A 25,155-nucleotide genomic window follows, 5' to 3' on the forward strand; every position below is an offset into this window, starting at 1 on the left:
CGGATTACGCGATCACGCCCAAATGCAAAGGATGGATACGTGAGCGAAACAGTCTTGCCAAAAGATGACGCAGAACCGGTATTGGCCAAACCTGAGCCGTTGCCGGAACCCGCGCAAAAAGAACCTTCCAATCGCCGCTCCGGAACGGGTCTGGCCGTACTGGCCTTGCTGCTCGGGGCTGCGGGCGTCGCCGTCGGTGGCTGGAGTGTGTGGCAACTGCGGGCCATTCAGACCGGTCATCAGCAGCAGGCCGGACAGCTGCAGGACATCGGCGCACAAACTCAGGCCCTCAAGCAGGGCGAGCAGCAACTGGCAGCCCGTCTGGCCACCTTGCCACCTGCCGAGGAGCTGGAGGACCGTCGTCGGCTCGTGACTCAGTTGCAGGGCGATCAGCAACGACTGAGCCAGCGTGTGGAGACCGTACTCGGTGCCAGCCGCAAGGACTGGCGTCTGGCCGAGGCCGAGCATTTGTTGCGTCTGGCGAGCCTGCGTTTGTCCGCGTTGCAGGACATTAACAGCGCTCAGGCGCTGGTTCAGGGGGCTGACGAAATTCTGCGCGAACAGAACGACCCTGGCGCCTACGCCGCTCGCGAGCAACTGGCCAAAAGCATGGCTGCGTTGCGCAGCGTCGATCAGCCGGACCGCACGGGCCTGTTCCTGCAACTGGCTGCACTGCGTGATCAAGCCATTCAGTTGAATTCCCTTGCCCCGGAATACAAGGACAAAGGCGAGTCACTGTTTGGTCTCACCGACGGTTCCGAAGACAGCTACTGGGCGACGTGGTGGGACAAGATTTCCCGGTACATCCGCATCGACTTCCACGCCGACAAGAACATTCGCCCGTTGCTGGCGGGACAAAGTCTGACTCAGGTTCGCCTGGCATTGAGCCTTGCGCTGGAACAGGCCCAGTGGGCTGCGCTCAATGGCGAGCAACAGGTCTACGGCACAGCTGTGGCTGAGGCGCGTAGCGTGCTGAATGCCAATTTCAATCAGGACAACCCGCAGAGCAAAGTCATTGGCGAACGTCTGGACGAACTGGCCAAGCAGCCGGTTTCGGTTCTGACGCCTGACCTGGCCCAGAGCCTCAGCGCGGTGCAGGCTTACCTTGAGCAGCGTCACACACCCGTAGGCGGCGCGCTGGAGCAACCGGCTGAAGGGGCGAAGCCTGGGAGCAAACCATGAAGCGGGCGTATGTGATCGTCTTCATCCTGATCGTCGTGGCGGCCTGTGTGGGACTGGCCATTTCCCGTCACGCAGGCTACGTCCTGATCGCGTATGACACCTTCCGTTATGAGTCCAGCCTGTGGGCGGCATTGGCCTTGCTGGTGGTCATTGGTTTGGTGGTCTGGCTGTTGCGAGGGCTGATCCGGCTGCTGACGACCTCGGGGGGCGTGGTCAACCCATGGTCGCGCCGCAACCGCAGTCGTCGCGTGCAGGTGGCCATCGAGCAGGGCCAGCTGGACCTTGCTGAAGGTCGCTGGGCCAGCGCGCAAAAGCACCTGCATCGCGCAGCCGAAGCTGAGCGTCAGCCATTGCTCTATTACCTCGGTGCCGCACGTGCTGCGAACGAGCAAGGTCGTTACGAAGACAGCGACAATTTGCTGGAACGTGCACTTGAACGTCAGCCTCAGGCTGAGCTGGCCATTGCGCTCAATCACGCGCAACTGCAGCTTGATCGTGGTGACAGCGACGGCGCGTTGACGACGTTGCAGGCGATGCATGATCGCCATCCGCACAATCCACAGGTCTTGCGCCAGTTGCAGCGACTGTATCGGCAGCGCGGTGAGTGGTCCGATCTGATTCGTCTGATGCCGGAACTGCGCAAGGATAAAGTTCTGCCTGCGCAAGAACTGGCCGAGCTGGAAAAACGTGCCTGGGGCGAAAACCTCTCGTTGGCGGCTTATCGGGATTCGGAGAGCGAATCGGGCGCTGCAGGGCTGCCCGCGCTGGAGAAGGCCTGGCAGCAGCTGACGTCTGCGCAGCGTCAGGAGCCTGCGTTGATTCTGGCGTATGCGGAGCAGTTGCGCCGCCACGGTGCCGATGTGCAGGCAGAGGAAGTGCTGCGCAACGCCCAAAAGCGTGAATACAGCAGCCATCTGGCACGCTTGTACGGGCTGGTACGTGGCAGTGATCCGGCCAAGCAGCTGCAAACGGCTGAAAGTTGGCTCAAGCAGCATTCCGATGACCCGGGCCTGCTGTTGACGCTAGGTCGCTTGAGTCTGCAAAGCAGCTTGTGGGGCAAGGCTCGCGATTATCTGGAGGCAAGCTTGAACCTCCAGCGCAATCCTGAAGCGTGCGCCGAGCTTGCGCGTCTGCTGGGTCAATTGGGTGAGACGGACCGTAGCAACCAATTGTTTCAGGAGGGGTTGGGCCTGCTGGATGAGCGTTTACTCGCTCGCCCGCTCCCGGCGCTGGCCCGCGTTTAGCGCCGGTATTCATATGCACAAAAGGCCCGGAATGAGGGCCTTTTTTGTGATCGTTTCGCCAATTCCTGTAGGGCTTTTCCTAATGCTTCGAAGGCTATTTTCTTGCTTGTCGAGAGATGAGAGTAAATTCCCGTATGCGTAGTTGATAGATCCGTAATCACACTCGGAAACATCCTCCTTCGGTCGCCTTGAAAGCGAGTCTCGCTTTCCTCTACCGTTATCGCCCTCGTCTTTTGTTACGGATTTTCCATGCATCTGGCTCGTACGCGCTCACTGTTTTTTCTGGCGTTCCTCGCTTGCGCGTTGATCGTGGGTGCGGCTGTCTATCTGGGACATTTGACCGGATCAGACACTTGCCCATTGTGCTTCGTACAGCGTGCATTGATGTCGGTCTGTTCGGCTATTTGCTTGTTCGCCATTGTGCATCAGCCGGGTCGTAGTGGCTGGCGTGGCTATTCGGGTGGGCTGTTTTTCATTGCGTCCCTGGGTGCGGCGGTCGCGGCGCGACAAGTCTGGCTACAGGAGTCGCCGCCTGACAACCTGGCGTCCTGCCTTGAGAATCTGAAGTATCTGCTCGATACCCAGCCGTTCTGGAAAGTGCTCTATCTGACATTGATCGGTGCTGCCGGATGTTCCGAAATCAACTGGACCCTCTTTGGTATCAGCGTTCCCGAGTGGAGTTTGCTGGCGTTCTCAGGACTCATGCTGTTTTCGCTGTACTACGTTTTCATCGAATTTCGCCGCGCTAGGCCAATGGATACAGGGACCTCGGATTAAACGCTTGTATGAACTTTATCGACTGCGTACCTTGAAGGCCTCGGCGAGCGGGCATAATCTGGGCCGCACGCATCATCGGATCATGCTGCTGTCGACGTTTTTCACAGCCGGTTTTCATAGGCCCCGCGCCGGATCACCTTTATGATTCGGGGTCGGAGTGCCCCTGAAGGGAAGAGAGAACATCATGCTGGAAAGTTGTCAGAATGCTCAGGAACGCTGGGGTGGGGTTCACAAGCTGATCGACCGTTGGTTGCACGAGCGCAACGAGCTGATCCAGGCTTACGACGTGCTGGGTGCCGAACCCGAAGCGCTGTCTGAAACCCGTAAACAACTGCAAGAGTTCTGCGGCACGCTCGTTGATTATGTGTCGGCAGGGCACTTCGAAATCTACGAACAACTGACTGGCGAAGCCAAGGCCTTCAACGACCAGCGTGGTCTTGAACTGGCCGATACGATCTATCCCCGGATCGACGTCATCACCGAGAAACTGCTGGCGTTCAACGATCTTTGTGATGAAGGCAAATGTGTTGCCGAGAAATTCAAGGAGCTGGGCGGCTTGCTGCATGAGCGCTTCGAACTTGAAGACTGCCTGATCGAAGTGCTGCACAACGCGCACAAGGAACAGGATGCCGTTCAAGCCTGACTTGGCCGCGATCAAAAAAGGGTGCTCTGAGGGCACCCTTTTTTTATGGCACCTGCGTTTACTGGGAAACCGCCAACAACTCGATTTCAAACACCAGCGGCGTGTAAGGGTCGATCAGATCGCCAGCGCCTTCAGCGCCGTACGCCTGGGCTGATGGAATCACCAGGCGCCATTTCGCACCCACCGGCATGTCCACCAGCGCAGTGGTCCAGCCCGCGATCACGCTGTCCAGGCGGAACCATTGTGGTTGCTGGCTCTGGTCGAAGATCGTGCCATCCGGCAGGCGCCCGACGTATTTCACCTGAACGCGGCCATTGATGTCCGGCTTGGGGCCATTGCCGGGTGTCAGTTCGGTCATGAGGATGCCGTCTGCCAGCTGGCGTACGCCGGGTTTGGCTTTCTCGGCGTCCATGAAGCGACGCTCTTCCTTGAGCGCAGCTTCGGTCTGCGGCTCGGACTGGCCGGAGTTTTCAGCCTGGGCAAGAGCCGCATCATGGTCGCTGAGAATCTGCTCCATGCGCTCCTGTTTGATCGCCAGTGGCTTGTTCTGGTAGGCCTGCTGCAAGCCTTCGATCAAGGCAGGCAGTTGCAGGTCGGGGGCTTCCTGGCGCAGACGCTCGCCCAGACTCGCACCCAGGCTGTAGGCCAGATCATGAGCGTTGTCAGCGGGTGGGGCATCGGTCGCGTGGGCAAGGGGTACCAAGAGGAACAACGACATAAACAGGTAGCGCGACATGAATGCTCTCCGGCCTGGGAAGTGGCGATTATGCCAGCGCTGAGGATCGAATGTGATGGCTGGATGTGCTGTTTTTCCGCTCCGTGCAACAGACCGGAAATTGTAGTGTCAAGATGCCCTAGCGGCGGTGCGGGCAGAGGTCTAGTATGAGCCGCATTCAAATCAGCCAGGAGGTAAGTCATGTCGGCCACCAAGAAGCCAGTAAACACTCCGTTGCATTTGCTCCAACAACTCTCGAGCAGCTTGCTCGAACATCTTGAAGATGCCTGCTCTCAAGCCTTGGCTGACGCCGAGAAGTTGCTCGCCAAGCTTGAAAAACAACGCGGTAAAGCTCAGGAAAAACTGCACAAGTCCCGCACCAAATTGCAGGACGCGGCGACTGCCGGTAAAGCCAAGGCACAGGCCAAGGCCAAAGACGCTGTCGCTGAACTCGAAGCGTTGCTCGATGCGCTGAAAAATCGCCAGACCGAAACCCGCACCTACATTCAGAATCTCAAGCGCGATGCTCAGGAAAGCCTGAAGCTGGCCCAAGGCGTGGGTCGTGTGAAAGAAGCCGTCGCCAAGGCGTTGAGTGATCGCGCGGCCAAGGCCCCGGCGAAGGCAGTCGCCAAACCGGTCGCTAAAGCCCCTGCGAAAGCGGCAGCCAAACCCGCCGCTAAAGCACCGGCCAAGGCGCCAGCCAAAGCTGCCGCTGCCAAGCCAGCCGCAGCAAAACCGACGGCTGCCAAACCAGTAGCGGCCAAGCCTGCTGCAAAAGCCCCTGCGAAAACGACGGCCGCCAAGCCAGCCGCCAAAACTGCAGCGGCCAAACCGGCTGCCACCAAGGCGCCTGTTGCGGCTAAACCCGTCGCCAAGCCTGCCGCAAAGCCTGCCGCGAAAGCCCCGGCTAAAACCGCTGCCGCAAAACCTGCGACCGCTGCGGCAAAACCAGCGGCCAAGCCTGCTGCGAAGGCGCCAGCCAAGCCCGCCGCGACCGCTGCAGCCAAACCGGCAGCCGCAAAACCTGCCGCCACTGCCAAACCTGCCGCCAAGCCCGCTGCCGCCAAGCCGACGGCCAAGGTCGCCGCCAAAGCGGCCTCCAAGCCTGCCGCTGCCAAGCCTGCTGCAAAACCAGCGGCCAAGCCTGCTACGCCTGCGGCTGCCAAGCCCGCGACGCCTGCTCCAGCCGCAGCGACCTCGACCCCTGCTCCTGTAGCGCCGACCACTCCGGCCGCTGCTCCAGCCACCGGTTCGATGCCGTCCAGCGCGTCTTAAGCGGCGTCCTGCCCGACGCGTTGCAGCACGTGCAGCGCGTCGGGTGCTTCGCTCGCGGCTTTGCCCGCCAGCGCCTCTAGCCACGCCCCGGTTGTCTGCATGGCCTGATCCGGCCAGTCCTGAACCAGACGTTGCAGCCTCACCAACAATTCCCGTTCGGCATCCAGTTCCAGCACTTTCAAGCGCTCACGCAACGCATCGAGTTCCTCGTCGGTAGCGGCTGCCGCTTTCCATTGCGTGCGGATCGCCCGCAGAGGGCCGACCACTTCGTCGTGCCAAGGCGTCGCCAATTGTCTGATTTCTTCGGCGCGTATCGGATCGAACGGGATCCGTCGCTGATCCAGCCACACCCCGCACAATAGCGCGCAGACGTTGCCTCCGCTGGCCTGTAGCGCGAGACAAGCCTGTTCAACGCCGGGGCGCGCATAGAAATCGAGGGTAAAACTCCAAAGGTCGGAAGGCATCGTCATCTACCCGTTTTGGGCGAAGCTGGTAGACTCCGCCGCCATTATGATCAGACTTCAAAGCCTTACCTTACAGCGTGGTCCGCAGCGTCTGCTAGAAGATGCCGAGATGACGCTGCACGCCGGTCAGAAAGCCGGCCTGATCGGGGCCAACGGCGCCGGTAAATCCAGCCTGTTCGCGTTGCTGCGGGGTGAATTGTCCCCTGACAACGGCGATTGCTCGCTGCCCGCCGATTGGCGCATTGCCCACATGCGTCAGGAGGTCGATACCCTCGAACGCCTGGCGGTGGACTATGTCCTCGATGGCGACTTGCGTCTGCGTCAGGTGCAGCAGGACCTGGCGGCGGCTGAAGCAGCTCACGACGGCGCTGCTCAAGCGCGACTGCACGCCGAACTGGACAGTGCCGATGGCTACACCGCTGACGCCCGCGCTCGCAAGCTGCTGGCCGGTCTGGGCTTCACCAACGAGCAGATGGAACGCCAGGTCGGCAGCTTCTCCGGTGGCTGGCGGATGCGCCTGAACCTGGCACAAGCCCTGATGTGCCCATCGGACCTGCTGTTGCTCGACGAGCCGACCAACCACTTGGACCTCGACGCCATTCTCTGGCTCGAAGACTGGCTCAAGGGTTATCCGGGCACGCTGTTGCTGATTTCCCACGACCGGGATTTCCTTGATGCCGTGGTCGATCACGTTGCCCACGTCGAGCAGAAAAAAATCACGCTCTATCGCGGTGGCTACAGCGCCTTCGAGCGCGCCCGTGCCGAACGTCTGGCCCAGCAGCAACAGGCCTACGAGAAGCAGCAGGCGCAGCGCGCGCACATGGAAAAGTACATCGCCCGCTTCAAGGCCCAAGCCACCAAAGCGCGTCAGGCCCAGAGCCGGATCAAGGCGCTGGAGCGGATGGAGGAGCTGTCGGCGGCCCACGTCGATTCGCCGTTCAACTTCACCTTCCGTGAGTCCGACAAGATCTCCAGCCCGCTGCTGGATTTGTCTGATGCGCGTCTGGGGTATGGCGACAAGACCATTTTGCAGAAGGTCAAACTGCAACTGACGCCGGGCGCCCGGATCGGTTTGCTGGGGCCCAATGGTGCCGGTAAGTCCACGCTGATCAAAAACCTGTCTGGCGAGCTGTCGCCGTTGAGCGGGCGTTTGCAGCGTGGGGAGAACACCGTTGTGGGTTACTTCGCCCAGCATCAACTGGACTCCCTCGATTCCAAGGCCAGTCCGCTGCTGCATTTGCAGCGTATCGCGCCGACCGAACGAGAGCAGACTTTGCGCGACTTCCTCGGTGGTTTTGACTTCCGGGGGGCGCGGCTGGAAGAGCCGGTGCTGAATTTTTCCGGTGGCGAAAAGGCTCGTCTGGCTCTGGCGCTGATCGCCTGGGACAAACCGAACCTGCTGCTGCTCGACGAACCGACCAACCACCTGGACCTGGAAATGCGTCTGGCGCTGACCATGGCGTTGCAGGAGTTCAGCGGTGCGGTGCTGGTGGTGTCTCACGATCGTCACTTGCTCAAGAGCACCACCGACAATTTCCTGTTGGTCGCCGATGGTGCGGTCGAGGAATTCGACGGCGATCTGGACGACTACACCCGCTGGCTGGCGGACTATCGTCAGCGCAACGCGCCGGTCAGCAACACACCGGTGAACCCGGACAAGACCGACAAAAAAGCCCAGCGGCAACAAGCTGCGGCGTTGCGTCAGCAACTGGCCCCGCACAAAAAAGAAGCCGAGAAGCTGGAAAAAGAACTCGGCACGGTCCACGAGAAACTGGCGAAGATAGAGGCAGCGTTAGGCGACAGCGCCATCTACGATGCCGCCAACAAGGACAAACTGCGTGATCTGCTGGCTGAACAGGCCAAGCTGAAAACCCGCGAGTCGGAGCTGGAAGAGGCGTGGATGGAAGCGCTGGAAGTGCTGGAGTCGATGCAGGCCGAGCTGGAAGCGTTGTCCTGATGGAGTCTTTGGCCTTGCCGGTTCCGGCGTACTGGATCGAGCCCATTCTGGTCGCGTTGCAGATTTTGCTGATCCTGTTGATCGGCTACACCTTGCAACGCTTCGTCGCGCGCTTTCTGACCCGCATGGCCGAGCGTTACCCGCTGCTGCCTCCAGAGTTGCTGGTGATGGTGCGTGGCGGCTTGCGCTGGTTGATCATGGGCACGGCGCTGGTAGCGGTACTCGGGCGGCTGGGCGTTTCGGCTTCGGTATTGTGGGCGGCGCTCTCGGGGTTTGTCGCCGTGGCGGCGGTGGCGTTCTTCGCCATGTGGAGCGTGCTGTCGAATCTGCTGTGTGCGGTGTTCATCTTCACCATGGGGCCGTTTCGCATTGGCGATGTGGTCGAGCTGGTGGACACCACCGACAAGCCCGGCATCAAAGGCCGTGTGACGGCGATCAATCTGATGTTCACCACGCTGGTGGAGCCTGCCGAACTGGGCGGCACCCTGGTGCAGGTGCCCAATAGCCAGTTCTTCCAGAAGTCGATCCGGCGCTGGCGCGGTAACGACGGCGTTGCGATAGTTTCGGGCGAGAGGCGAGTGGGCGACAGCCCGGTGTCGAAATAGCCTCACAGTTGCCCACAAAGCTGGCGTAACAGTTAGAAATAATTGGTTTTTGGCCCACGCAAACACTAGCTTAGGCAGAGATGCCGTTCTGCCTGAGGTGTGTAATGTCGCTCGAAACGTGGCTGGCCTTTTTTGCCGCCTGCTGGGTCATCAGTCTTTCTCCGGGTGCCGGTGCGATCGCATCGATGTCCAGCGGTCTGCAATACGGTTTCTGGCGTGGTTACTGGAACGCGCTGGGCCTGCAACTAGCGCTCATTGTTCAGATCGCGATCATCGCGGCGGGTCTGGGTGCCGTGCTTGCGACCTCGGCATTGGCGTTCACTCTGATCAAATGGTTCGGTGTCGCGTACCTGGTGTACCTGGGCATCAAGCAGTGGCGCGCCTTGCCTACCGATCTTTCCGATAACGCTTCCATTCGTCCGATTGGTAAACCGCTGGCGCTGGTCGCGCGGGGCTTTCTGGTGAACATCAGTAATCCCAAGGCGCTGGTGTTCATGCTGGCGATCCTGCCGCAATTCATCGACACCCATCTGCCACTGCTGCCGCAGTACCTGATGATTGGCGTGACGATGGTCAGCGTCGACCTGATCGTGATGGCGGGGTATACGGGGCTGGCGTCGAAAGTGCTGCGGGCACTGAAGACGCCGAAACAGCAGCGTCGAATGAACCGCACGTTTGCCGGATTGTTCGTGAGCGCGGCGGCGTTTTTGGCGACGTTGCACCGCGCTTGAAAGCACGCGCATAAAAAACCGTGGCGGATGGCGCATCGTTCAGATGACACGCTGTCACGCAGTCAGCAAAGTGTGGGAGCGAATTCATTCGCGAGACGTCGGTACACCCGATACACATTTTCTGGATGTACCCTCGCATCGCGAATGAATTCGCTCCCGCAGTTGAGCTGCGTTGGTTTCGGAATCACCGCAGAATCTTCGGCGCCTCGTCACGGGGCAGGTTGTTGCGTGGCGCAGGTTGCTCTTGCGAGTACTCCAATTCCCCTCGCAGTTGCTCTCGCAACTGGCGCGCAACGTCAATACCGATCGACTTTGAAACCTCTTTGACGACGCGACCGCGATTCGGCGTGACGCGCACGTCGTTGCCATTGACCAGTTTGGTGTCCTGACCTTCGCCCATCGCCGTAAAGGCCGAAGTGATTTCGAAGGTGCGGGTGTTGATCAGGCTGAAGTCGCCCACCAGCGTCAGGCCCAGCACGGCTGAGTGGCTGTTGGTGTTGGCGATTTCATTGACGTCCTGGCGAAAATCGATGTCCGACACGGTGCCGAACAGCACGTAATCAGCGCCTTTGAAGTTGCCGTTCTTGATGCGCTTGATGACGTCGTACACGTCTTCCTTGGCGTTGGCCGTGTAAGGCGTGCCCTGCACCAACTGGAACATCCCGGACTTGAGGATCTCGCCCTTGATGTCGCCGCTGAATGTGCGCAGTTCGCCCTGTTCGATGTAGGTGTTGCGCGCTTCGTATTCGTTGTAGCTCGACGAGCCGCTGGCGCTGTAGCGATTAACCTGAAGGTTGGTCTGCGCCGACACCGTGTGGATGTACTGTTCCACTTGCTGTTCGAACGCCATGTCAGTCACAGCGACTTTTGGCGCCGCTTGAGCGCACAGCGTGCTCATTGCGCACGCCAGGCCGAGAATGCCGATCCATGTACGCATCGCTTAGCGCTCCGTGGTTTTGCGGATTTCTTTCTCGTCCATCCACTCAGCAATGCCGCTTTCAACGTCGATCAGTTGCAGGCTGAATTTGTAGAAGACGTCCTTATAATCGCTGCTGCGCTTGACGATGGAGCTGATCGAACCCTCAAGACGGTATTTGGCGGCGATCATGTTGCCGGTCTTGTTAACGGTCGACTGCTTGTACAGGCCGCTCTGGTTTTGCAGCTTCAACTGGTCGACCTGGCTCTGCATATCCGTGTTGTCGCTGGCGAAACGTGCAGTGCCGGACTTCATCAGCTGGGTCTTGATCGTCGTGGTGATTTCACGGGTGTCGATGTACTCGCTGGTCTTGTTCTTCACGTCGTAGACCTGCACCACCGGGCGGCCTTGCAGCGCGCCGGACTGGGCCAGCGAGCGGGTCATGCTCTCCGCGATCATTTGCAGGTCCGTGGAGCCGAATTCGTTGGTCACGGTTTCCACGGCCTTGGTGTCGCCGTAGCTGATGTTCTTGCTGCCCAAGGTGGGCGAGTTGTTGGCACAGCCGGTGGCCAGCAGGGCGACAGCGGCGAGGAGTGAAAGGCGAATGAACGACATGTCTTTAGTCTCTTGGGCTGAGCGAAGGGGGGCGATCAAGGGGTTTTGACTTCGAGGCGGAAGTCAGTGGCCTTGGGAACCGGGGCGATGGCGGGCAGGAAGCTGCTCTGGGAACCATACAGCGTCAGGCTTTTCCAGGTTTCAGGCTCGGCGACCGGAAAGCCGTCGTTGCCCAGCCAGGCGAAGCGGTAATACATCGTCTTGTTGTAACTGCTGGTGTTGTTGAGCGAGACGTTGACGGTCATGAAGCCGTTTTCACGGGCGACGCGCATCGGGCCGATCTCGATGTTTTTCAGGTCACCCAACGCAACAACCTTGCTGGCCGCCGTGCCAGGAGCAGGTGGCGGAGGTGTGGCGCAACCGGCGAGGAGTGCCAGTGCCGTCAGCGCGAGAATCTTGCAACGCATGGAGAATCTTCCTTCAAGGTTTGTTAGCGGCCACGGCTTGCGGCAGGGTCGATGGCATCACTTGCGCGGCGAGACCGGCGGTGTAGACCTGGTTGCCGATGGCGCGCAGGGTGACCACTTGATAAGGGCGATCGATTTTGATCTGCACATGAGTGCCACCTAGCGACGACGGCAACACCACCTGATGTTCGCCCTGCTTGAGACGTACGCGGGCCACCAGCGTGTTGTCCGGCAGCGTGCGCCAGGTGCGGGTGTCGGCGCCTTCGGTCACCGCTGACGCGATGCCCACCGCCAGGCCGGCCAGCGGGTTTACGTCGTTGAGTTTTTTCTGCGCCACGCCACGGGTGATCGCTCGCACGCTGGTGCGCAGGATGATGCCCGGCATGTCGTCACGCAGTGCGCGGCGGGACATGGCCGTGGTGCTGTTGAGCGCAGTCAGGTTGAGTGGCTGGCCGTCGAGACCGATCTGATCGAAAAACGGCGTCGAAGTGTCCGCCTTGATCACCGGTAACGACAGTGGGGTGATCACCAGGTTGTTGTTGATCGGCAACGGTATCGGGAGGCGAATTGAATCCCGGGCGGGCGCGAAGCCGGTTTGCACGACGAGCAGCACTTCGCTGCCCTCTGTCTGGGTGTTTTTGCTGCCTGCAGCGTCGAGGTCCAGCAGTGCCTGATCCAGCAGCGGGGTGTTAGGGCGCAGTTCGGCGGCCTGTCGATAACCTGGTGCTGCCAAGTCCTTCTCACCCAACGCTTCGTAGACGAAACCCGCGAGGTAGTGGCTAAAGGCGCTCTGATAGCTGTTCTTCAGATTCACCACTTCGGGCGCGTTGAGGGATTCGACTGGATAGCCTCTGAGGTCCTTGTACTGGGTGTTCACACCTTGAGCCTTGGCCTCGTCTTCGCTCTTGAGGTATTCCTTGTCGCGCAGTTCGGCGATGACGGCTTCGCGCTCGTGGGTTTTCTTGATTTCGGTGCGAGCGCCTTCGAAATCGTTCTGGGCCAGCAGGTTCAGGGCCATCTGCGTGGTCAGCATGACTTTTTCATAGTCGTAGCCTTCGTAGCGACGGACCTTGTCATTGACCAGGTAGCTGCCGAACTGGGCCAGGTACTTGCCGCTGTCCAGTTTGACCGAGTCTTCCCAGGCGATGACGGTCTGGTCTGCGTGGCCCCATGCGGCCTGGCTGCCTGCCAGATCGCCCTTGGAGCGCAACAATTCGCCTTTCTCGAAATAATAGAGCAGGTCTTTGTCGTCGCCAGTGTTGTTCTTTTCAAGGAGCGTCAGGGCGCCGTCGACGTTGCCGCTGGTGAGCTGCTGGTTGGTTTGTTGCAGCTCCGTATCGTAACTGCGAAACGCAGCACAGCCGGTCAGTTGCGCAGCAGCGATCAGCGCGAGAGTGCCAAGGGCGCGAGGTGACATCAAGATCAGTCCTTGAACAGGGCTGGCCGTGTCGTTGAGTCTGCGGCCAGACAAATCCGTTTGAAGAAGGCGAGGGCGCTTCCCATGAAAACAGCCCTGGATGATGGCTGTGTGCCACACTGTGGCGGGCGGGAATTATAAGGAGTGAGGCGCTGAAAACAATGGCTTTTTGATGGCTTTCAACACTTTTAGAAGTGTCTGACACGAGGTTTTGCCACATACGCAGTGCCACTGGTACATCGGCTGACAAGCCCGGATGTTAAGCATGAAAAGCGCACATCGAGGCCATTGAGCAGCAACGCTTGAGTGCGCGACGCCCAACATGAACAATAGCAACCCTTCGCATTTCTATTTGAGATCCCTTCATGTTGTCCCCTTCTCGCTATCTGGCCTGCCTGAGCCTGACATTGCTGAGTCTGTTCAGCGTTGGCGCATCGGCAGATTCCGCCGACGGTGCCGCTCAGGCGCTGCACCTGCTCGATTACGTGAGCGCCGATTACCCACCCACTGTTGCGGATAGCAAGGTCGTCGATGAGGCGGAATACAAGGAACAGGTTGAGTTTCTGGGGGCTTTGGAAGGGCTGATCGAGGCGCTGCCAGAGCGGGCTGAACGTGCCGATCTGGCCCAAGGCGTCAAAACGCTGCAACGCGCGGTTGATCAGAAGCAGGACGGCGCTTCCGTGGCGCGTCAGGCCCGTCAGTTAGGGGCGAAGCTTGCGGTGGCGTATGAAGTGAGCCAGGCGCCGATCATTACGCCGGATCCGGCTCGCGGTGCGCCGCTCTACGCCCAGTATTGTTCGGTCTGCCATGGCAATGCGGGCGCGGGTGATGGACCGGCAAGCATCGGCATGACGCCTTCTCCGGCCAATCTGCGTGATGCGGCGCGACTGGATCGCCTGAGCCTCTTCGACGTTTACAACACCCTCGGACTGGGCATCGAAGGCACGGACATGCCGTCGTTCGCCGATCAACTGGACGACCGCCAGCGCTGGGACGTGGCGACCTACATCGCCAGTTTCAGCGCCGATGCCACGGCCCAGCCGGTCAAGACCTTCAACCTTGCGGACCTTGCGCGTCAGACCCCGGTCGAAATCGCCGCTGTCGAAGGCCCGCAAGCGGCCGCCACGTTCCGCGCCCTGCGTGCCCAGCCGCCCCAGGTTCAGCGAGGCCCAGCGCAGTTGCTCGATTACACCAGCACGACGCTGGACAAAAGCCTGGCGGCCTACCAGTCCGGGGATCGCGAGCAGGCGTACGACCTGTCCGTCGCCGCGTATCTGGAAGGCTTCGAGTTGGTGGAAAGCTCGCTGGATAACGTCGACGCCACTGTGCGCAAGGACACCGAAAAGGCGTTGATGGCTTATCGACAATCTTTGCAGGATGGCCTGCCAGCCGCCGAAGCCGCCGAAAAACTCGCCGCTGCGAAGGTGAAGTTGAAAGCGTCAGCCGACCTGCTGGGCAGCGATGGCTTGAGCACGTCGCTGAGCTTTGTTTCGGGCTTGTTGATCCTGCTGCGTGAAGGGCTGGAAGCGATTCTGGTATTGGCGGCGATTCTGGCGTTCCTGCGTAACACTGGCCAGCAATCGGCGGCGCGTAGCGTCAACGTCGGATGGGGGCTGGCGTTGCTCGCGGGTCTGGGAACGTGGGCGTTGGCGGCCTATGTGATCGACGTCAGCGGCTCGCAGCGTGAATTGCTTGAAGGCGCGACCGCTCTGTTCGCCAGTGTCATGGTGCTGTGGCTGGGGGTGTGGATGCACGATCGGCGCCACGCCGCGGCATGGCAGGACTACATCAAGAGCAGCCTGGTCGGTGGCGGCGGTCGGTTCGGTTTTGCGGTGTTGGCGTTCTTCTCGGTGTACCGCGAGTTATTCGAGGTGATCCTGTTTTACGAGACTCTGTGGCTGCAAGCCGGTCCAGCCGGGCATAACGCCGTGTTGGCGGGCGGCGCCACGGCGCTGGTGTTGCTGGTCGGTCTGGCGTGGGTGATTCTGCGCGGTTCGGCGAAGCTGCCATTGGCGATGTTTTTTGGCATCAACGCCGCGTTGTTGTGCGCGCTCTCTGTTGTGTTCGCAGGGCATGGTGTCAAGGCGTTGCAGGAGGCTGGAATCTTCGGCACACGCCCGGTGCCGTTTTTCGAATTCGACTGGTTGGGTATTCACGCTGATGCGTATTCACTGAGTGCTCAGGCCATCGCGTTGGTTGCGATTGCGGTTTTGTATGGGCGCAGTCGTCTCTCGGAGAAGCGACGCGCGTCAGCGGCCTGATGGTTACCCTGTAGGAGTCAATGCCAAATGCGCGTCTGGATCGATGCCGATGCCTGCCCCAAGGCGGCGCGGGATCAAGTGGTCAAGTTTGCCCTCAAGCGGCACTTCGAAGTGGTGTTGGTGGCAGGGCAGGCTGTGCCTCGGCCTGCGTTTGCAGTGGTGAAGCTGATCGTGGTGCCCAGCGGGCCGGATGCCGCTGACAATTATCTGGTTGAACACGCAGTGCCAGGCGAACTGGTGATCTGTAGCGATGTGCCGCTGGCTGACAGGCTGGTCAAAAAAGGCGTCGCGGCACTGGACCCGCGCGGCAAGGAGTTCGATGCCCAGAACATGGGCGAACGGCTGGCGGTGCGCAATCTGTTCACTGACTTGCGCGAGCAGGGTCAGGTGGGAGGAGGGCAGAGCGCTTATGGCGATCGCGAGAAACAGGCATTCGCCAATGCGCTGGATAGGATTCTGACGCGCTTATCCCGTGGTTGAGCTGTTCGCAAACCTTACGTGGTTAACCCCTGTAGGAGCCGGCTTGAACTGGCGAGGCGTTACGTCTGTCACCTCATCAGTCACTGACCCACCGCATTCGCCAGCAAGCCGGCTCCCACGCTCAGGATCAGCGCCGATTCTGTGGGAGCCGCCTTGGTGGCGAAAGAGGTTGTCAGCCGACATAAAAGCTCCTACAAGGTAGCGCTTCAAGCGGGGGCTGCTTCATTCTCCTGCACCAACTCCAACACCCGATCCACCAGTTTGTTGATCCCCGACGCCACTTCGCCAATCGACTTGGCGACCATGTAGGCCGGTGTGCTCACCAGTTTGCGGTCTTTGTCTTCGACGATGTCGGTGACGTCGCAGTCTTTGTGCTGGCCGCCCATTTTGGCGATCTTGGCTGCCGTTTCGGCGCAGTTGCCAATGGTGCAGGTCACACCGGGGCCGTAGATTTTGGCGGCCAGTGCAGGCGATACGCAGATCAGGCCAATTGGCTTGCCCGCTTCTGCGAATGCTTCGGCCATGGCCAGGACCTCCGCTTGAACCTTGCAGGCTGAACCCTCTGTTGCGAAGTTCGACAGGTTCTTCGCCGCACCAAAACCGCCGGGGATGATCAGCGCGTCGAATTCGCTGATGTCAGCCTCGCGGATGTCTTCGATGGCGCCTCGGGCAATGCGCGCCGATTCCACCAGCACATTGCGGGTTTCGGGCATTTCTTCACCCGTCAGGTGATTGATGACGTGGTGTTGGGCGATATTGGGCGCAAAACACTTCACCTCGGCGCCGCGCTGGTCCAGACGCAGCAGGGTGAGCACGCTTTCATGAATTTCCGCGCCGTCCTGTACGCCGCAACCGGAAAGAATGACGGCCACTTTTTTGCTCATGCGTGTATTCCCTCTCTGAGACGATCCGTTCGCGCCGGGTACGCCATTGTTGTCCTGTTCTCTGGCACTTTTGGCGCCAACGATGGCATCAAATGTCTACTAATTTCTCACCTGTTGCCACAAGGTTTTGCCGTGGTGGCGCCTAATCTTTGAAGTTTCGTCGCCGGGTGGCATCGATGAATTTCATTCTGTACGCCGTGCCGTTTTTCTTTGTGCTGATCGCGGTAAAACTGTTGGCTGATTGCTGGCGTAAGGTCAATTACTACCGTGGAGCGGACGCGATCAACAGTTCGAGTACCGGCGTGCTGTCAACCACCACCGGGTTGCTGACCAAGGGCAAATTCGATGTGCCGTTGAACCTTGCGCAGCAGATTTACATCGACGTGCAGTTTTCGTTGTACACGCTGCTCGGTAGCTACCTGCTGTCGAATGGGGAAGCGCTGTCCTCGCCCGCGTTGATGCTGGGCTGGACGTGGGTTGCACTGGGTTTGTTCGTGTTCGGGGTGGCGCTGGAGAAAGGGCCGCCGCGTTGAAGCTGGAGGGGGTGAGGCTGGTGGCGAACTGGCCGCTGATGGCGCTGGCGCCTGTTGTGGGGCTGTGGTCAGCCAGTTCGCTGGGATGGGCGGCGTTGCTGACGTACACCTTGTTGAGCACGATTGCGATGTATCGCGCTCATGGGCGGTTTACTCGTCTGGCCGGTCCTTGGCGTCGACCGCAGCAGGCAGCGCCAGCTTGGCTTCTTCCCGGGCAATGCGGGCGTTCTTGAGGCGGCGTCGGAGCCACAGCAGGCCACCGATCACCAACAGGGCGCCCAGTACCCACAGCTCGTATTTCTTGACGTTGCCCAGCAGGCCTTCGAGTACGGCGCCGAATTTGTACGCCGCAGCGCCCAGCGCCGCCGCCCAGATCGCTGCGCCGATACCGTTGAGCAGCAGATAGCGCCCCGGCGGGTAACCGGACAGGCCAATCGCCACGGGCATGACCGTACGCAGGCCGTAGACAAAGCGGAAGCTCAACACCCAGATGTCCGGGTGCTTGCGAATGTGTTCCAGCGCGCGATCGCCGAGCATTTGCCAGCGCGGTTTGCGTGCCAGGAGCTTGCGGCCGTGCTTGCGCCCCATGAAATACCAGAGCTGGTCGCCTGCGTAGCTGCCGAAGAAGGCAACCACCACGACCAGATTGATGTCCATGTACCCGCGAAACGCCAGAAATCCAGCGAGAACCAGAATGGTCTCACCTTCGAAAAAGGTGCCGAGGAAAAGGGCGAAGTAGCCAAATTCTTGTAAAAAATGCTGGAGCATCATATGGGTGCTGGCGAAATGAACGCGCAGCCTAACGCGCCGGACACATTCAGGAAAGTGTCGAAATGTGTCTTGGCGTTAAAGTTTCCTACGACTTCAGTGGAATTGTTGTCTGGGAAGCGGGTTTGAGTCTGACACTGTATGGTGGACATCCAACTGTCATGCAAGAGTCATAATGCTGGCTTATAACTGTCACGTTTGTCCGCAGGAGTCCGGTGTGACCGGTCTGCGCTGCTGTTCGTCCCCCTAGCTGTGGCGGGACCGGCAGGTTGATCTCCTCAGCCGTTCCCACGGCCCAACTGTGATAAGGGCGATTGCCTTACAGGATTATTCATGAGTACCGAAGGAACAACCGAAGCCGTCGTCGAAATCGAACCTCAGGTCGTGTCGCAGGAAGTGAACTCAGTGGTCGAGCCGACCATCGAGGTCGTACCCGCTCCTGAAGCGCACCCGCCCGTCGCTCCTGCTGTCGTGATTCCAAACCTGGACGACAGCAGCCTTTATATCCATCGCGAACTGTCGCAGTTGCAGTTCAACATTCGCGTGCTGGAACAGGCGCTGGATGAGTCCTATCCACTGCTCGAACGTCTCAAGTTCTTGCTGATTTTCTCCAGCAACCTCGACGAGTTCTTCGAAATTCGCGTCGCGGGCCTGAAGAAACAGATCAATTTCGCCCGTGAACAAGCCGGTGCCGACGGTCTGCAACCGCATCAGGCGCTGGCCCGCATCAGCGAGCTGGTCCATGGCCACGTTGACCGCCAGTACGCGATCCTCAACGACATCCTGCTGCCGGAGCTGGAAAAGCATCAGGTGCGTTTCATCCGTCGTCGTTACTGGACCACGAAACTGAAGACGTGGGTGCGTCGTTATTTCCGCGACGAAATCGCGCCGATCATCACGCCGATTGGTCTGGACCCGACGCACCCGTTTCCGTTGCTGGTCAACAAATCCCTGAACTTCATCGTTGAGCTGGAAGGTATCGACGCCTTTGGTCGTGACTCGGGTCTGGCAATCATTCCGGCGCCACGTCTGCTGCCGCGCGTCATTAAAGTGCCGGAAGATGTCGGTGGGCCGGGCGACAACTACGTGTTCCTGTCGTCGATGATTCACGCCCATGCCGATGACCTGTTCCAAGGCATGAAGGTCAAGGGCTGCTATCAGTTCCGTTTGACGCGTAACGCTGATCTTGCGCTGGATTCCGAGGACGTCGAAGACTTGGCCCGCGCCCTTCGTGGCGAGCTGTTCTCCCGGCGTTACGGTGATGCGGTGCGTCTGGAAGTGGCCGATACCTGCCCTAAACACCTGTCGGACTACCTGCTCAAGCAGTTCAACCTGACCGAGAGCGAGCTGTATCAGGTCAACGGTCCGGTCAACCTGACCCGTCTGTTCAGCATCACCGGTCTGGACAGCCATCCTGAGCTTCAGCACCCGCCGTTCACCCCGGCAATTCCGAAGCTTTTGCAGAACAGCGAAAACATCTTCAACGTGATCAGCAAGCAGGACATTTTGCTGCTGCACCCGTTTGAGTCCTTCACGCCCGTGGTGGATTTGCTGCGTCAGGCCGCGAAAGACCCTCACGTCCTCGCCGTACGCCAGACCCTGTACCGCAGCGGCGCGAACTCGGAAATCGTCGACGCGCTGGTGGACGCCGCGCGTAACGGCAAAGAGGTCACGGCCGTCATCGAATTGCGTGCGCGCTTCGATGAAGAGTCCAACCTGCAACTCGCCAGCCGTCTGCAAGCGGCAGGTGCGGTGGTGATTTACGGCGTGGTCGGCTTCAAGACCCACGCCAAGATGATGCTGATTCTGCGCCGCGAAGCGGGTGAGATTCAGCGTTACGCGCACTTGGGGACGGGTAACTACCACGCTGGCAACGCACGTCTGTATACCGACTACAGCCTCCTGACCTCCGACGACGCGCTGTGTGAAGACGTCGGCAAACTGTTCAGCCAGTTGATCGGCATGGGTAAAACGCTGCGCATGAAGAAGCTGCTGCACGCGCCGTTCACGCTCAAGAAAGGCATGCTCGACATGATCGGTCGCGAAACGCAATTCGCGACCGAAGGCAAGCCCGCGCACATCATCGCCAAGTTCAACTCGCTGACCGATCCGAAGATCATCCGTGCGCTGTACAAGGCCAGTCAGATGGGCGTGAAAATCGATCTGGTGGTGCGTGGCATGTGCTGCTTGCGTCCGGGCGTGCCGGGTGTGTCGCACAACATTCAGGTACGTTCGATCGTTGGCCGCTTCCTGGAGCACACTCGTGTCTTCTACTTCCTTAACGGCGGCGACGAGCAGATGTTCCTGTCCAGTGCAGACTGGATGGAGCGCAACCTCGACAAGCGCGTCGAGACCTGCTTCCCGGTCGAGGGCAAAAAGCTGATTCTGCGGGTGAAGAAGGAGTTGGAAGGGTATCTGACCGACAACACCCACGCCTGGCTGTTGCAGCCGGACGGGCGCTACATTCGCAGCACGCCGACCGGCAACCAGAACCCCCGCAATGTGCAGGCGTCGTTGCTGGAGAGGCTCAGCAACCCGGTCCTCAGCGTACGCTGAGGACGATGTTGACTCGGGTCAGCCACTCCGCTTCCAGCGCGAAGTCGGCCTGAGTCAGCTGGTTGTTTTCCAGCCAGCCATCCGGGAACTGAATGTCGAGCTGGTTATCGTTGGCGGTCAGCACAGGTTGCGGCATCTCTTGGGTGCCGCGAATGTGGTGGAACAGGATCGCGAAGCGCAGCAGCACGCACAGGCGAATCAGCTTCACGCCCACATCGCCAAAGTCGGCGAATTTATCCTTGGGAATGTTGCGGCGGTGGCCGCGTACCAACAGTGCGAGCATTTGCTGGTCTTCCCGCGAGAACCCTGCCAGATCCGAATGCTCGATCAGGTACGCGCCGTGCTTGTGGTAGTGGTAGTGCGCGATGTCCAGACCCACCTCGTGCACCTTGGCGGCCCAGCTCAGCAGATCACGATACAACTCATCTTCCAGTCCCCACGCCTGTGCGACCTGATCCAGCGCTGACAGTGCCTTGCGCTCGACGCGGGCGGCTTGTTCCAGATCGACGTGATAACGGTCCATCAGCGAACTGAGGGTGCGTTCACGGACGTCCTCGTGGTGATGCCGGCCCAGCAGGTCGTACAGCACGCCCTCGCGCAATGCGCCGTCGCAGTGATCCATGCGCTCCAGATTGAGTGCGTCGAAGATCGCTTCGAGAATGGCCAGGCCTGCGGGGAAAATCGCGCGGCGATCCGGTTTGATGCCGTCGAAATCAATCTTGTCGACTTCTCCCAGCTTCATCAGTTTGCGCTTGAGCCACGCCAGACCTTCGGCGTTGACCTCGCCATTGCCGTGGCCGCCCGCCTTCAGGGCCAGACCGATGGCGCGAATGGTGCCGGACGAGCCGATGGCCTCATCCCAGGACAGGCGATGCAGGGCGTGCTCAATGCTCATGATCTCCAGCCGCGCTGCGGTGTAAGCCTGCGCGTAGCGTGCCGGGGTGATTTTGCCGTCCTTGAAATAGCGCTGGGTAAAGCTCACGCAGCCCATTTGCAGGCTTTCGCGCAGCAGAGGCTCGAATCGCTGGCCGATGATGAATTCGGTACTGCCGCCGCCGATGTCCGCCACCAGACGTTTGCCGGGCGTGTCGGCCAGGGTGTGGGACACGCCGAGGTAGATCAGGCGCGCTTCTTCACGGCCGGAAATGACTTCGACCGGATGGCCGAGGATCTCTTCGGCACGATGAATGAATTCATTGCGGTTGCGCGCTTCGCGCAGGGCGTTGGTGCCAACGATGCGCACCGAGCCTGGCGGCATACCGTTGATCAGTTGGGCAAAACGCTTCAGACAATCGAGCCCGCGCTGCATGGATTCTTCATTGAGCTTGCGCTCGTCGTCGATTCCGGCGGCCAGTTGCACCTTCTCACCGAGCCGCTCAAGGATGCGGATTTCACCCTGATGCGCTTTGGCAACAACCATGTGAAAGCTGTTGGAGCCCAGGTCGATCGCGGCGATCAGCGAGAGGTTCTTGTCAGTGGATGGCGGCATGGTCAAAGGTCTCGGTCGATAACCCCGACATCGTGCCACGAACGGGCATTGGCGCCAAACAAGACGATACATTTGTGCTGCGAGTGTTGCGGGGGCGGCTTGCTGGCGGACGCATGGGGTCCGCACAGGATGAACCGACTGACACGCCGCCTTCGCCAGCAAGGCGGCTCCCACAGGTTCGGCGCCGAACAGAAGTCATGGATCTGCCCCGGTCATTGTGGGAGCCGCGTTGGTGCGGGCGGCGTTCCGACGAATGCGGTTGACCAGCCAACAAAGAATCCCCCACGGGATCGCGTTCGCCGATAAGCCGATAAATGGTGTGTAACGACCTCAGGCGTTTTCAACTGAGCCAATGAAATTCGCCAGCTCCGGCGTCTTCGGGTTAGCCATCAATTCTCGCGGATCGCCCACCTCATGCACCTTGCCCTGGTGCATGAACACCAGCTTGTCGCCCACTTCCCGGGCGAAGCGCATTTCATGGGTCACCATGATTAGCGTCATGCCGTCTTTGGCCAGCTCCCGCACCACGCTGAGCACTTCGTTGACCAGTTCCGGGTCCAGCGCCGAGGTGATTTCGTCACACAGCAGCACCTTGGGCGACATTGCCAGCGCACGGGCGATGGCCACGCGCTGCTGCTGACCGCCAGACAGACGATCCGGGAACGCATCGAACTTTTCCCCAAGACCCACGCGGTTGAGCATTTCTTTCGCCAGCTTGGCCGCTTCAGCCTTGGAAGCTTTTTTCACGACTTGCGGCGCGAGCATGACGTTCTCGCCGACCGTCAGGTGCGGAAACAGGTTGAACTGCTGAAACACCATGCCGACTTTCTGTCGTAGGCTGCGCAGATCGGCCCGCGCCGCGTCCAGATACTCGCCGTCGACTTCGATCACGCCGTCGTTGATCGATTCCAGCCCGTTGAGCGTGCGCAGCAGCGTACTTTTGCCCGAGCCGCTGCGGCCGATGATCGCCACGACCTGGCCTTCTTCGACGCTCAGGTCGATGCCTTTGAGCACGTGGTGGTCGCCGTAGTATTTGTGCAGGGCGGAAATTCTAAGCAGAGGCATGAAGTCTCCTTTCCAGGTAGCGCGCGCTGAGCGACAGCGGGTAGCAAAGCAGGAAGTAGCCCAGGGCGACGAAGCCGTAGACCATGAAAGGCTGAAACGTGGCGTTGGCGAGCATGCCACCGGTCTTGGTCAACTCGGTGAAGCCGATGATCGAGGTCACGGCCGTGCCTTTGACCACCTGCACCGAAAACCCGACGGTCGGCGCAACCGCGATGCGCAAGGCTTGCGGCAGAATCACGTAACGCAGCTGTTCGACGCGGGTCAGGGCCAGGCTCGCCGAGGCCTCCCACTGACCGTTGGAGATCGACTCCACGCAACCTCGCCAGATTTCGGCCAGGTAAGCGCTGGTGAACAGCGTCAGGGCCAACGCCGCAGCGACCCAAGGCGAAATATCTACGCCCAGCAACGCAACGCCAAAGAACACCAGAAACAGTTGCATCAGCAGCGGCGTACCTTGAAATAGCTCGATGTAGGCGCGAGCCAGCGTACGGAACGCCGAGGTGTGCGAGATGCGCATCGTCATCACCAGCAGCCCGATGATGCCGCCGCCGATGAATGCCACCAGCGACAGCACCAGTGTCCATTGCAGCCCGGTGAGCAGGTTGCGCACGATGTCCCAGAGGGTGAAATCCATCAGCGGTTCCTCGCGATATAGCGACTGCCGATCCAGGCCAGCAACTGACGAATCATCAGGGCCATGAACAGGTAGATCAGCGTGGTAATGATGTACGTCTCGAAGGCGCGGAAGTTACGCGACTGAATGAAGTTCGCCGCGAAGCTCAGCTCTTCCGTGGCGATCTGCGAGCAGACTGCCGAACCGAGCATCACGATGATGATCTGGCTGCTCAGCGCGGGCCAGACCTTGCCCAGTGCGGGGATCAGCACCACGTAGCGGAACGTTTCGAAGCGCGTCATCGCCAGCGCAGCCGACGCCTCCAGCTGCCCGCGAGGAATCGCCTGAATGCCCGCCCGGATGATTTCCGTCGAGTAAGCCCCCAGGTTGACCACCATCGCCAGTACCGCCGCCTGCCACTCGGAAATCTGCAGCCCCAGCGAAGGCAGGCCGAAGAAGATGAAAAACAGCTGCACCAGAAACGGCGTGTTGCGTATCAGCTCGACGTAAACCCCGAACAGGGCCGAGAACGGTTGGATTTTCCAGGCTCTGACGATAGCGCCGACGATGCCGACTGCAACGCCCAGTAGGGTGCCGATAGCGGTCAGCTCAAGGGTGAACAGCGCGCCGCGCAGCAACAGGTCAGCGTTTTGCAGGACTGGAATGAAGTCGAACTGATACGCCATTTATAAGGCCTCAAAGCAACGAGCAGGAATCAGAGATCGGCTGGCAGTGGCTGTTTCAGCCAGGTTTGCGAGTTCTTTTCCAGCGCGCCGTCCTTCTTCGCCGCTTCCAATATCTCGTTGACCTTGGCCAACAGTTCAGGTTGGCCCTTGTTCACGCCGACGTAGACCGGCGAATCCTTGAGCTTCACTTTCAGCGCCGGGATGCGCTTCGGGTTCTTCTCGCTGATCGCAACCATGACCACGTTGCCGCTGGCGATCAGATCGGTCTGGTTGGCCAAGTAAGCCGCGATGGTCGAATTGTTGTCTTCGAAGCGCTTGATGGTCGCTTCCTTTGGCGCAACGGCGGTCAGCTCGATGTCTTCGATGGCACCACGGGTCACGCTGATGGTTTTGCCTTTCAGGTCGTCCACGCCGTTAATGGCCGCTTCAGGTGGGCCAAACACCGCCAGGTAGAACGGTGCGTAGGCGCGGGAGAAGTCGATGACCTTCTCGCGATCCGGGTTCTTGCCAAGGCTGGAAATCACCAGGTCCACTTTGCCGGTGGTCAGGAACGGGATGCGGTTGGTGCTGTTGACCGGGGTCAGTTCGAGTTTGACCTTCAGTTTGTCAGCGATCAGTTGTGCGGTGTCGATGTCCAGGCCGCGAGGTTTCATGTCCGGGCCAACCGAGCCGAACGGCGGGAAGTCCTGCGGTACGGCGACTTTCAGGGTGCCCCGTGCGGTCACATCGTCCAGGCCGTTGGCGTGGGCGGGGGCCTGGCCGAGCATCAGGCTGGCAAACAGGGCGGCAAGCAGAGCGCTGTAACGCTTGGTCATGTGACGTCTCCGAATCGAACGAATGTGTTGGCGATGCGTGTGTGATGATTCACCGCT

At 60.0% G+C, this 25,155-nt stretch carries 24 protein-coding genes and 1 pseudogene; 12 read left to right on the forward strand and 13 right to left on the reverse strand.

What is annotated here, in order from left to right:
• The first annotated feature begins 39 nt into the window (after positions 1 to 39).
• From ACI5GA_RS17105 to rsd, 4 genes are all read left to right on the forward strand, one after another.
• Positions 40 to 1,182, forward strand: a complete 1,143-nt coding sequence (locus ACI5GA_RS17105; protein WP_404635387.1) for a uroporphyrinogen-III C-methyltransferase — start codon at positions 40 to 42, stop codon at positions 1,180 to 1,182.
• A complete protein-coding gene (locus ACI5GA_RS17110) occupies positions 1,179 to 2,426 on the forward strand; it encodes a heme biosynthesis protein HemY (protein WP_421423512.1) in 1,248 nt (415 codons plus the stop codon). Before ACI5GA_RS17105 ends, ACI5GA_RS17110 begins: the two co-directional genes overlap by 4 nt.
• 249 nt (positions 2,427 to 2,675) lie before the next feature.
• Complete coding sequence (locus tag ACI5GA_RS17115; protein WP_404635383.1) at positions 2,676 to 3,203, forward strand: disulfide bond formation protein B; 528 nt, start codon at positions 2,676 to 2,678, stop codon at positions 3,201 to 3,203.
• Between the two features lie 184 nt (positions 3,204 to 3,387).
• Positions 3,388 to 3,846: a sigma D regulator gene (rsd, locus tag ACI5GA_RS17120; protein ID WP_404635381.1), complete on the forward strand. Its 459-nt coding sequence runs from the start codon at positions 3,388 to 3,390 to the stop codon at positions 3,844 to 3,846.
• 58 nt (positions 3,847 to 3,904) lie between these two features.
• Here rsd and ACI5GA_RS17125 read toward each other — a convergent pair whose 3' ends face one another.
• Positions 3,905 to 4,582 carry an FKBP-type peptidyl-prolyl cis-trans isomerase gene (locus tag ACI5GA_RS17125; RefSeq protein ID WP_404635379.1) on the reverse strand — a complete coding sequence of 226 codons (678 nt, stop codon included), beginning with the start codon at positions 4,580 to 4,582 and terminating at the stop codon, positions 3,905 to 3,907.
• A 180-nt stretch (positions 4,583 to 4,762) separates the two neighbouring features.
• Between ACI5GA_RS17125 and ACI5GA_RS17130 the strand changes: the two genes are divergently transcribed.
• Complete coding sequence (locus ACI5GA_RS17130) at positions 4,763 to 5,836, forward strand: AlgP family protein (RefSeq protein WP_421423513.1); 1,074 nt, start codon at positions 4,763 to 4,765, stop codon at positions 5,834 to 5,836.
• Here ACI5GA_RS17130 and ACI5GA_RS17135 read toward each other — a convergent pair.
• The gene (locus tag ACI5GA_RS17135; RefSeq protein ID WP_421423514.1) at positions 5,833 to 6,300 is read right to left on the reverse strand and encodes a TIGR02444 family protein; all 468 of its coding nucleotides are present in this window, start codon (positions 6,298 to 6,300) and stop codon (positions 5,833 to 5,835) included. The genes ACI5GA_RS17130 and ACI5GA_RS17135 overlap by 4 nt on opposite strands.
• A 46-nt stretch (positions 6,301 to 6,346) precedes the next feature.
• Between ACI5GA_RS17135 and ACI5GA_RS17140 the strand changes: the two genes are divergently transcribed.
• The 3 genes from ACI5GA_RS17140 (at position 6,347) to ACI5GA_RS17150 (ending at position 9,593) form a co-directional block, all read left to right on the forward strand.
• Positions 6,347 to 8,257, forward strand: a complete 1,911-nt coding sequence (locus ACI5GA_RS17140) for an ATP-binding cassette domain-containing protein (RefSeq protein WP_404635373.1) — start codon at positions 6,347 to 6,349, stop codon at positions 8,255 to 8,257.
• Complete coding sequence (locus ACI5GA_RS17145; protein WP_404635371.1) at positions 8,257 to 8,862, forward strand: mechanosensitive ion channel domain-containing protein; 606 nt, start codon at positions 8,257 to 8,259, stop codon at positions 8,860 to 8,862. Before ACI5GA_RS17140 ends, ACI5GA_RS17145 begins: the two co-directional genes overlap by 1 nt.
• A 104-nt stretch (positions 8,863 to 8,966) precedes the next feature.
• On the forward strand, positions 8,967 to 9,593 hold the full coding sequence (locus tag ACI5GA_RS17150; protein ID WP_404635369.1) for a LysE family transporter: 627 nt from the start codon (positions 8,967 to 8,969) through the stop codon (positions 9,591 to 9,593).
• Positions 9,594 to 9,777: 184 nt separating this feature from the next.
• Here ACI5GA_RS17150 and ACI5GA_RS17155 read toward each other — a convergent pair whose 3' ends face one another.
• The 4 genes from ACI5GA_RS17155 to ACI5GA_RS17170 are packed head-to-tail and all read right to left on the reverse strand — an operon-like array spanning position 9,778 to position 12,948.
• Entirely contained in the window at positions 9,778 to 10,530 is a 753-nt protein-coding gene (locus ACI5GA_RS17155; protein ID WP_421423515.1) for a penicillin-binding protein activator LpoB, read from the reverse strand.
• A 3-nt stretch (positions 10,531 to 10,533) separates the two neighbouring features.
• Positions 10,534 to 11,124 (reverse strand): penicillin-binding protein activator LpoB, encoded by a 591-nt coding sequence (gene lpoB, locus ACI5GA_RS17160; protein WP_404635365.1) that lies wholly within the window; start codon positions 11,122 to 11,124, stop codon positions 10,534 to 10,536.
• 35 nt (positions 11,125 to 11,159) lie between these two features.
• Positions 11,160 to 11,531: a YcfL family protein gene (locus ACI5GA_RS17165; RefSeq protein WP_404635363.1), complete on the reverse strand. Its 372-nt coding sequence runs from the start codon at positions 11,529 to 11,531 to the stop codon at positions 11,160 to 11,162.
• Positions 11,532 to 11,544: 13 nt separating this feature from the next.
• Positions 11,545 to 12,948, reverse strand: coding sequence for a COG3014 family protein (locus tag ACI5GA_RS17170; RefSeq protein WP_421423516.1), 1,404 nt, complete (start codon positions 12,946 to 12,948; stop codon positions 11,545 to 11,547).
• A 365-nt stretch (positions 12,949 to 13,313) separates the two neighbouring features.
• Between ACI5GA_RS17170 and ACI5GA_RS17175 the strand changes: the two genes are divergently transcribed.
• Together ACI5GA_RS17175 and ACI5GA_RS17180 are read left to right on the forward strand one after the other, a co-directional pair.
• Entirely contained in the window at positions 13,314 to 15,209 is a 1,896-nt protein-coding gene (locus tag ACI5GA_RS17175; protein ID WP_421423517.1) for an FTR1 family protein, read from the forward strand.
• 27 nt (positions 15,210 to 15,236) lie between these two features.
• A complete protein-coding gene (locus ACI5GA_RS17180) occupies positions 15,237 to 15,689 on the forward strand; it encodes a YaiI/YqxD family protein (RefSeq protein WP_404635357.1) in 453 nt (150 codons plus the stop codon).
• Positions 15,690 to 15,895: 206 nt separating this feature from the next.
• Here ACI5GA_RS17180 and elbB read toward each other — a convergent pair whose 3' ends face one another.
• Positions 15,896 to 16,573, reverse strand: coding sequence for an isoprenoid biosynthesis glyoxalase ElbB (gene elbB / locus ACI5GA_RS17185; RefSeq protein WP_404635355.1), 678 nt, complete (start codon positions 16,571 to 16,573; stop codon positions 15,896 to 15,898).
• Between the two features lie 176 nt (positions 16,574 to 16,749).
• Between elbB and ACI5GA_RS17190 the strand changes: the two are divergent.
• Positions 16,750 to 17,273, forward strand: a pseudogene (locus ACI5GA_RS17190) (hypothetical protein); the annotation flags it as partial.
• Here the strand turns inward: ACI5GA_RS17190 and ACI5GA_RS17195 are convergent.
• Positions 17,257 to 17,877 carry a DedA family protein gene (locus ACI5GA_RS17195; RefSeq protein ID WP_404635353.1) on the reverse strand — a complete coding sequence of 207 codons (621 nt, stop codon included), beginning with the start codon at positions 17,875 to 17,877 and terminating at the stop codon, positions 17,257 to 17,259. The pseudogene ACI5GA_RS17190 and the gene ACI5GA_RS17195 overlap by 17 nt on opposite strands.
• A 330-nt stretch (positions 17,878 to 18,207) precedes the next feature.
• Between ACI5GA_RS17195 and ppk1 the strand changes: the two genes are divergently transcribed.
• A complete protein-coding gene (ppk1, locus tag ACI5GA_RS17200; RefSeq protein ID WP_404635351.1) occupies positions 18,208 to 20,430 on the forward strand; it encodes a polyphosphate kinase 1 in 2,223 nt (740 codons plus the stop codon).
• Here ppk1 and ppx read toward each other — a convergent pair.
• The 5 genes from ppx to ACI5GA_RS17225 all read right to left on the reverse strand — a co-directional run bounded on the left by ppx (position 20,417) and on the right by ACI5GA_RS17225 (position 25,098).
• Positions 20,417 to 21,919: an exopolyphosphatase gene (gene ppx, locus ACI5GA_RS17205; RefSeq protein ID WP_404635349.1), complete on the reverse strand. Its 1,503-nt coding sequence runs from the start codon at positions 21,917 to 21,919 to the stop codon at positions 20,417 to 20,419. The genes ppk1 and ppx overlap by 14 nt on opposite strands.
• 330 nt (positions 21,920 to 22,249) lie before the next feature.
• On the reverse strand, positions 22,250 to 22,984 hold the full coding sequence (locus ACI5GA_RS17210; protein ID WP_404635347.1) for an amino acid ABC transporter ATP-binding protein: 735 nt from the start codon (positions 22,982 to 22,984) through the stop codon (positions 22,250 to 22,252).
• Complete coding sequence (locus ACI5GA_RS17215) at positions 22,971 to 23,621, reverse strand: amino acid ABC transporter permease (RefSeq protein ID WP_404635700.1); 651 nt, start codon at positions 23,619 to 23,621, stop codon at positions 22,971 to 22,973. The genes ACI5GA_RS17210 and ACI5GA_RS17215 overlap by 14 nt, the downstream gene beginning before the upstream one ends.
• The gene (locus tag ACI5GA_RS17220) at positions 23,618 to 24,283 is read right to left on the reverse strand and encodes an amino acid ABC transporter permease (RefSeq protein WP_404635345.1); all 666 of its coding nucleotides are present in this window, start codon (positions 24,281 to 24,283) and stop codon (positions 23,618 to 23,620) included. Before ACI5GA_RS17220 ends, ACI5GA_RS17215 begins: the two co-directional genes overlap by 4 nt.
• Positions 24,284 to 24,312: 29 nt before the next feature.
• Positions 24,313 to 25,098 carry a transporter substrate-binding domain-containing protein gene (locus ACI5GA_RS17225; protein WP_421423518.1) on the reverse strand — a complete coding sequence of 262 codons (786 nt, stop codon included), beginning with the start codon at positions 25,096 to 25,098 and terminating at the stop codon, positions 24,313 to 24,315.
• Positions 25,099 to 25,155: the final 57 nt, after the last annotated feature.

The organism is Pseudomonas sp. Pseu.R1 (assembly GCF_045764065.1).
GTDB lineage: Bacteria > Pseudomonadota > Gammaproteobacteria > Pseudomonadales > Pseudomonadaceae > Aquipseudomonas.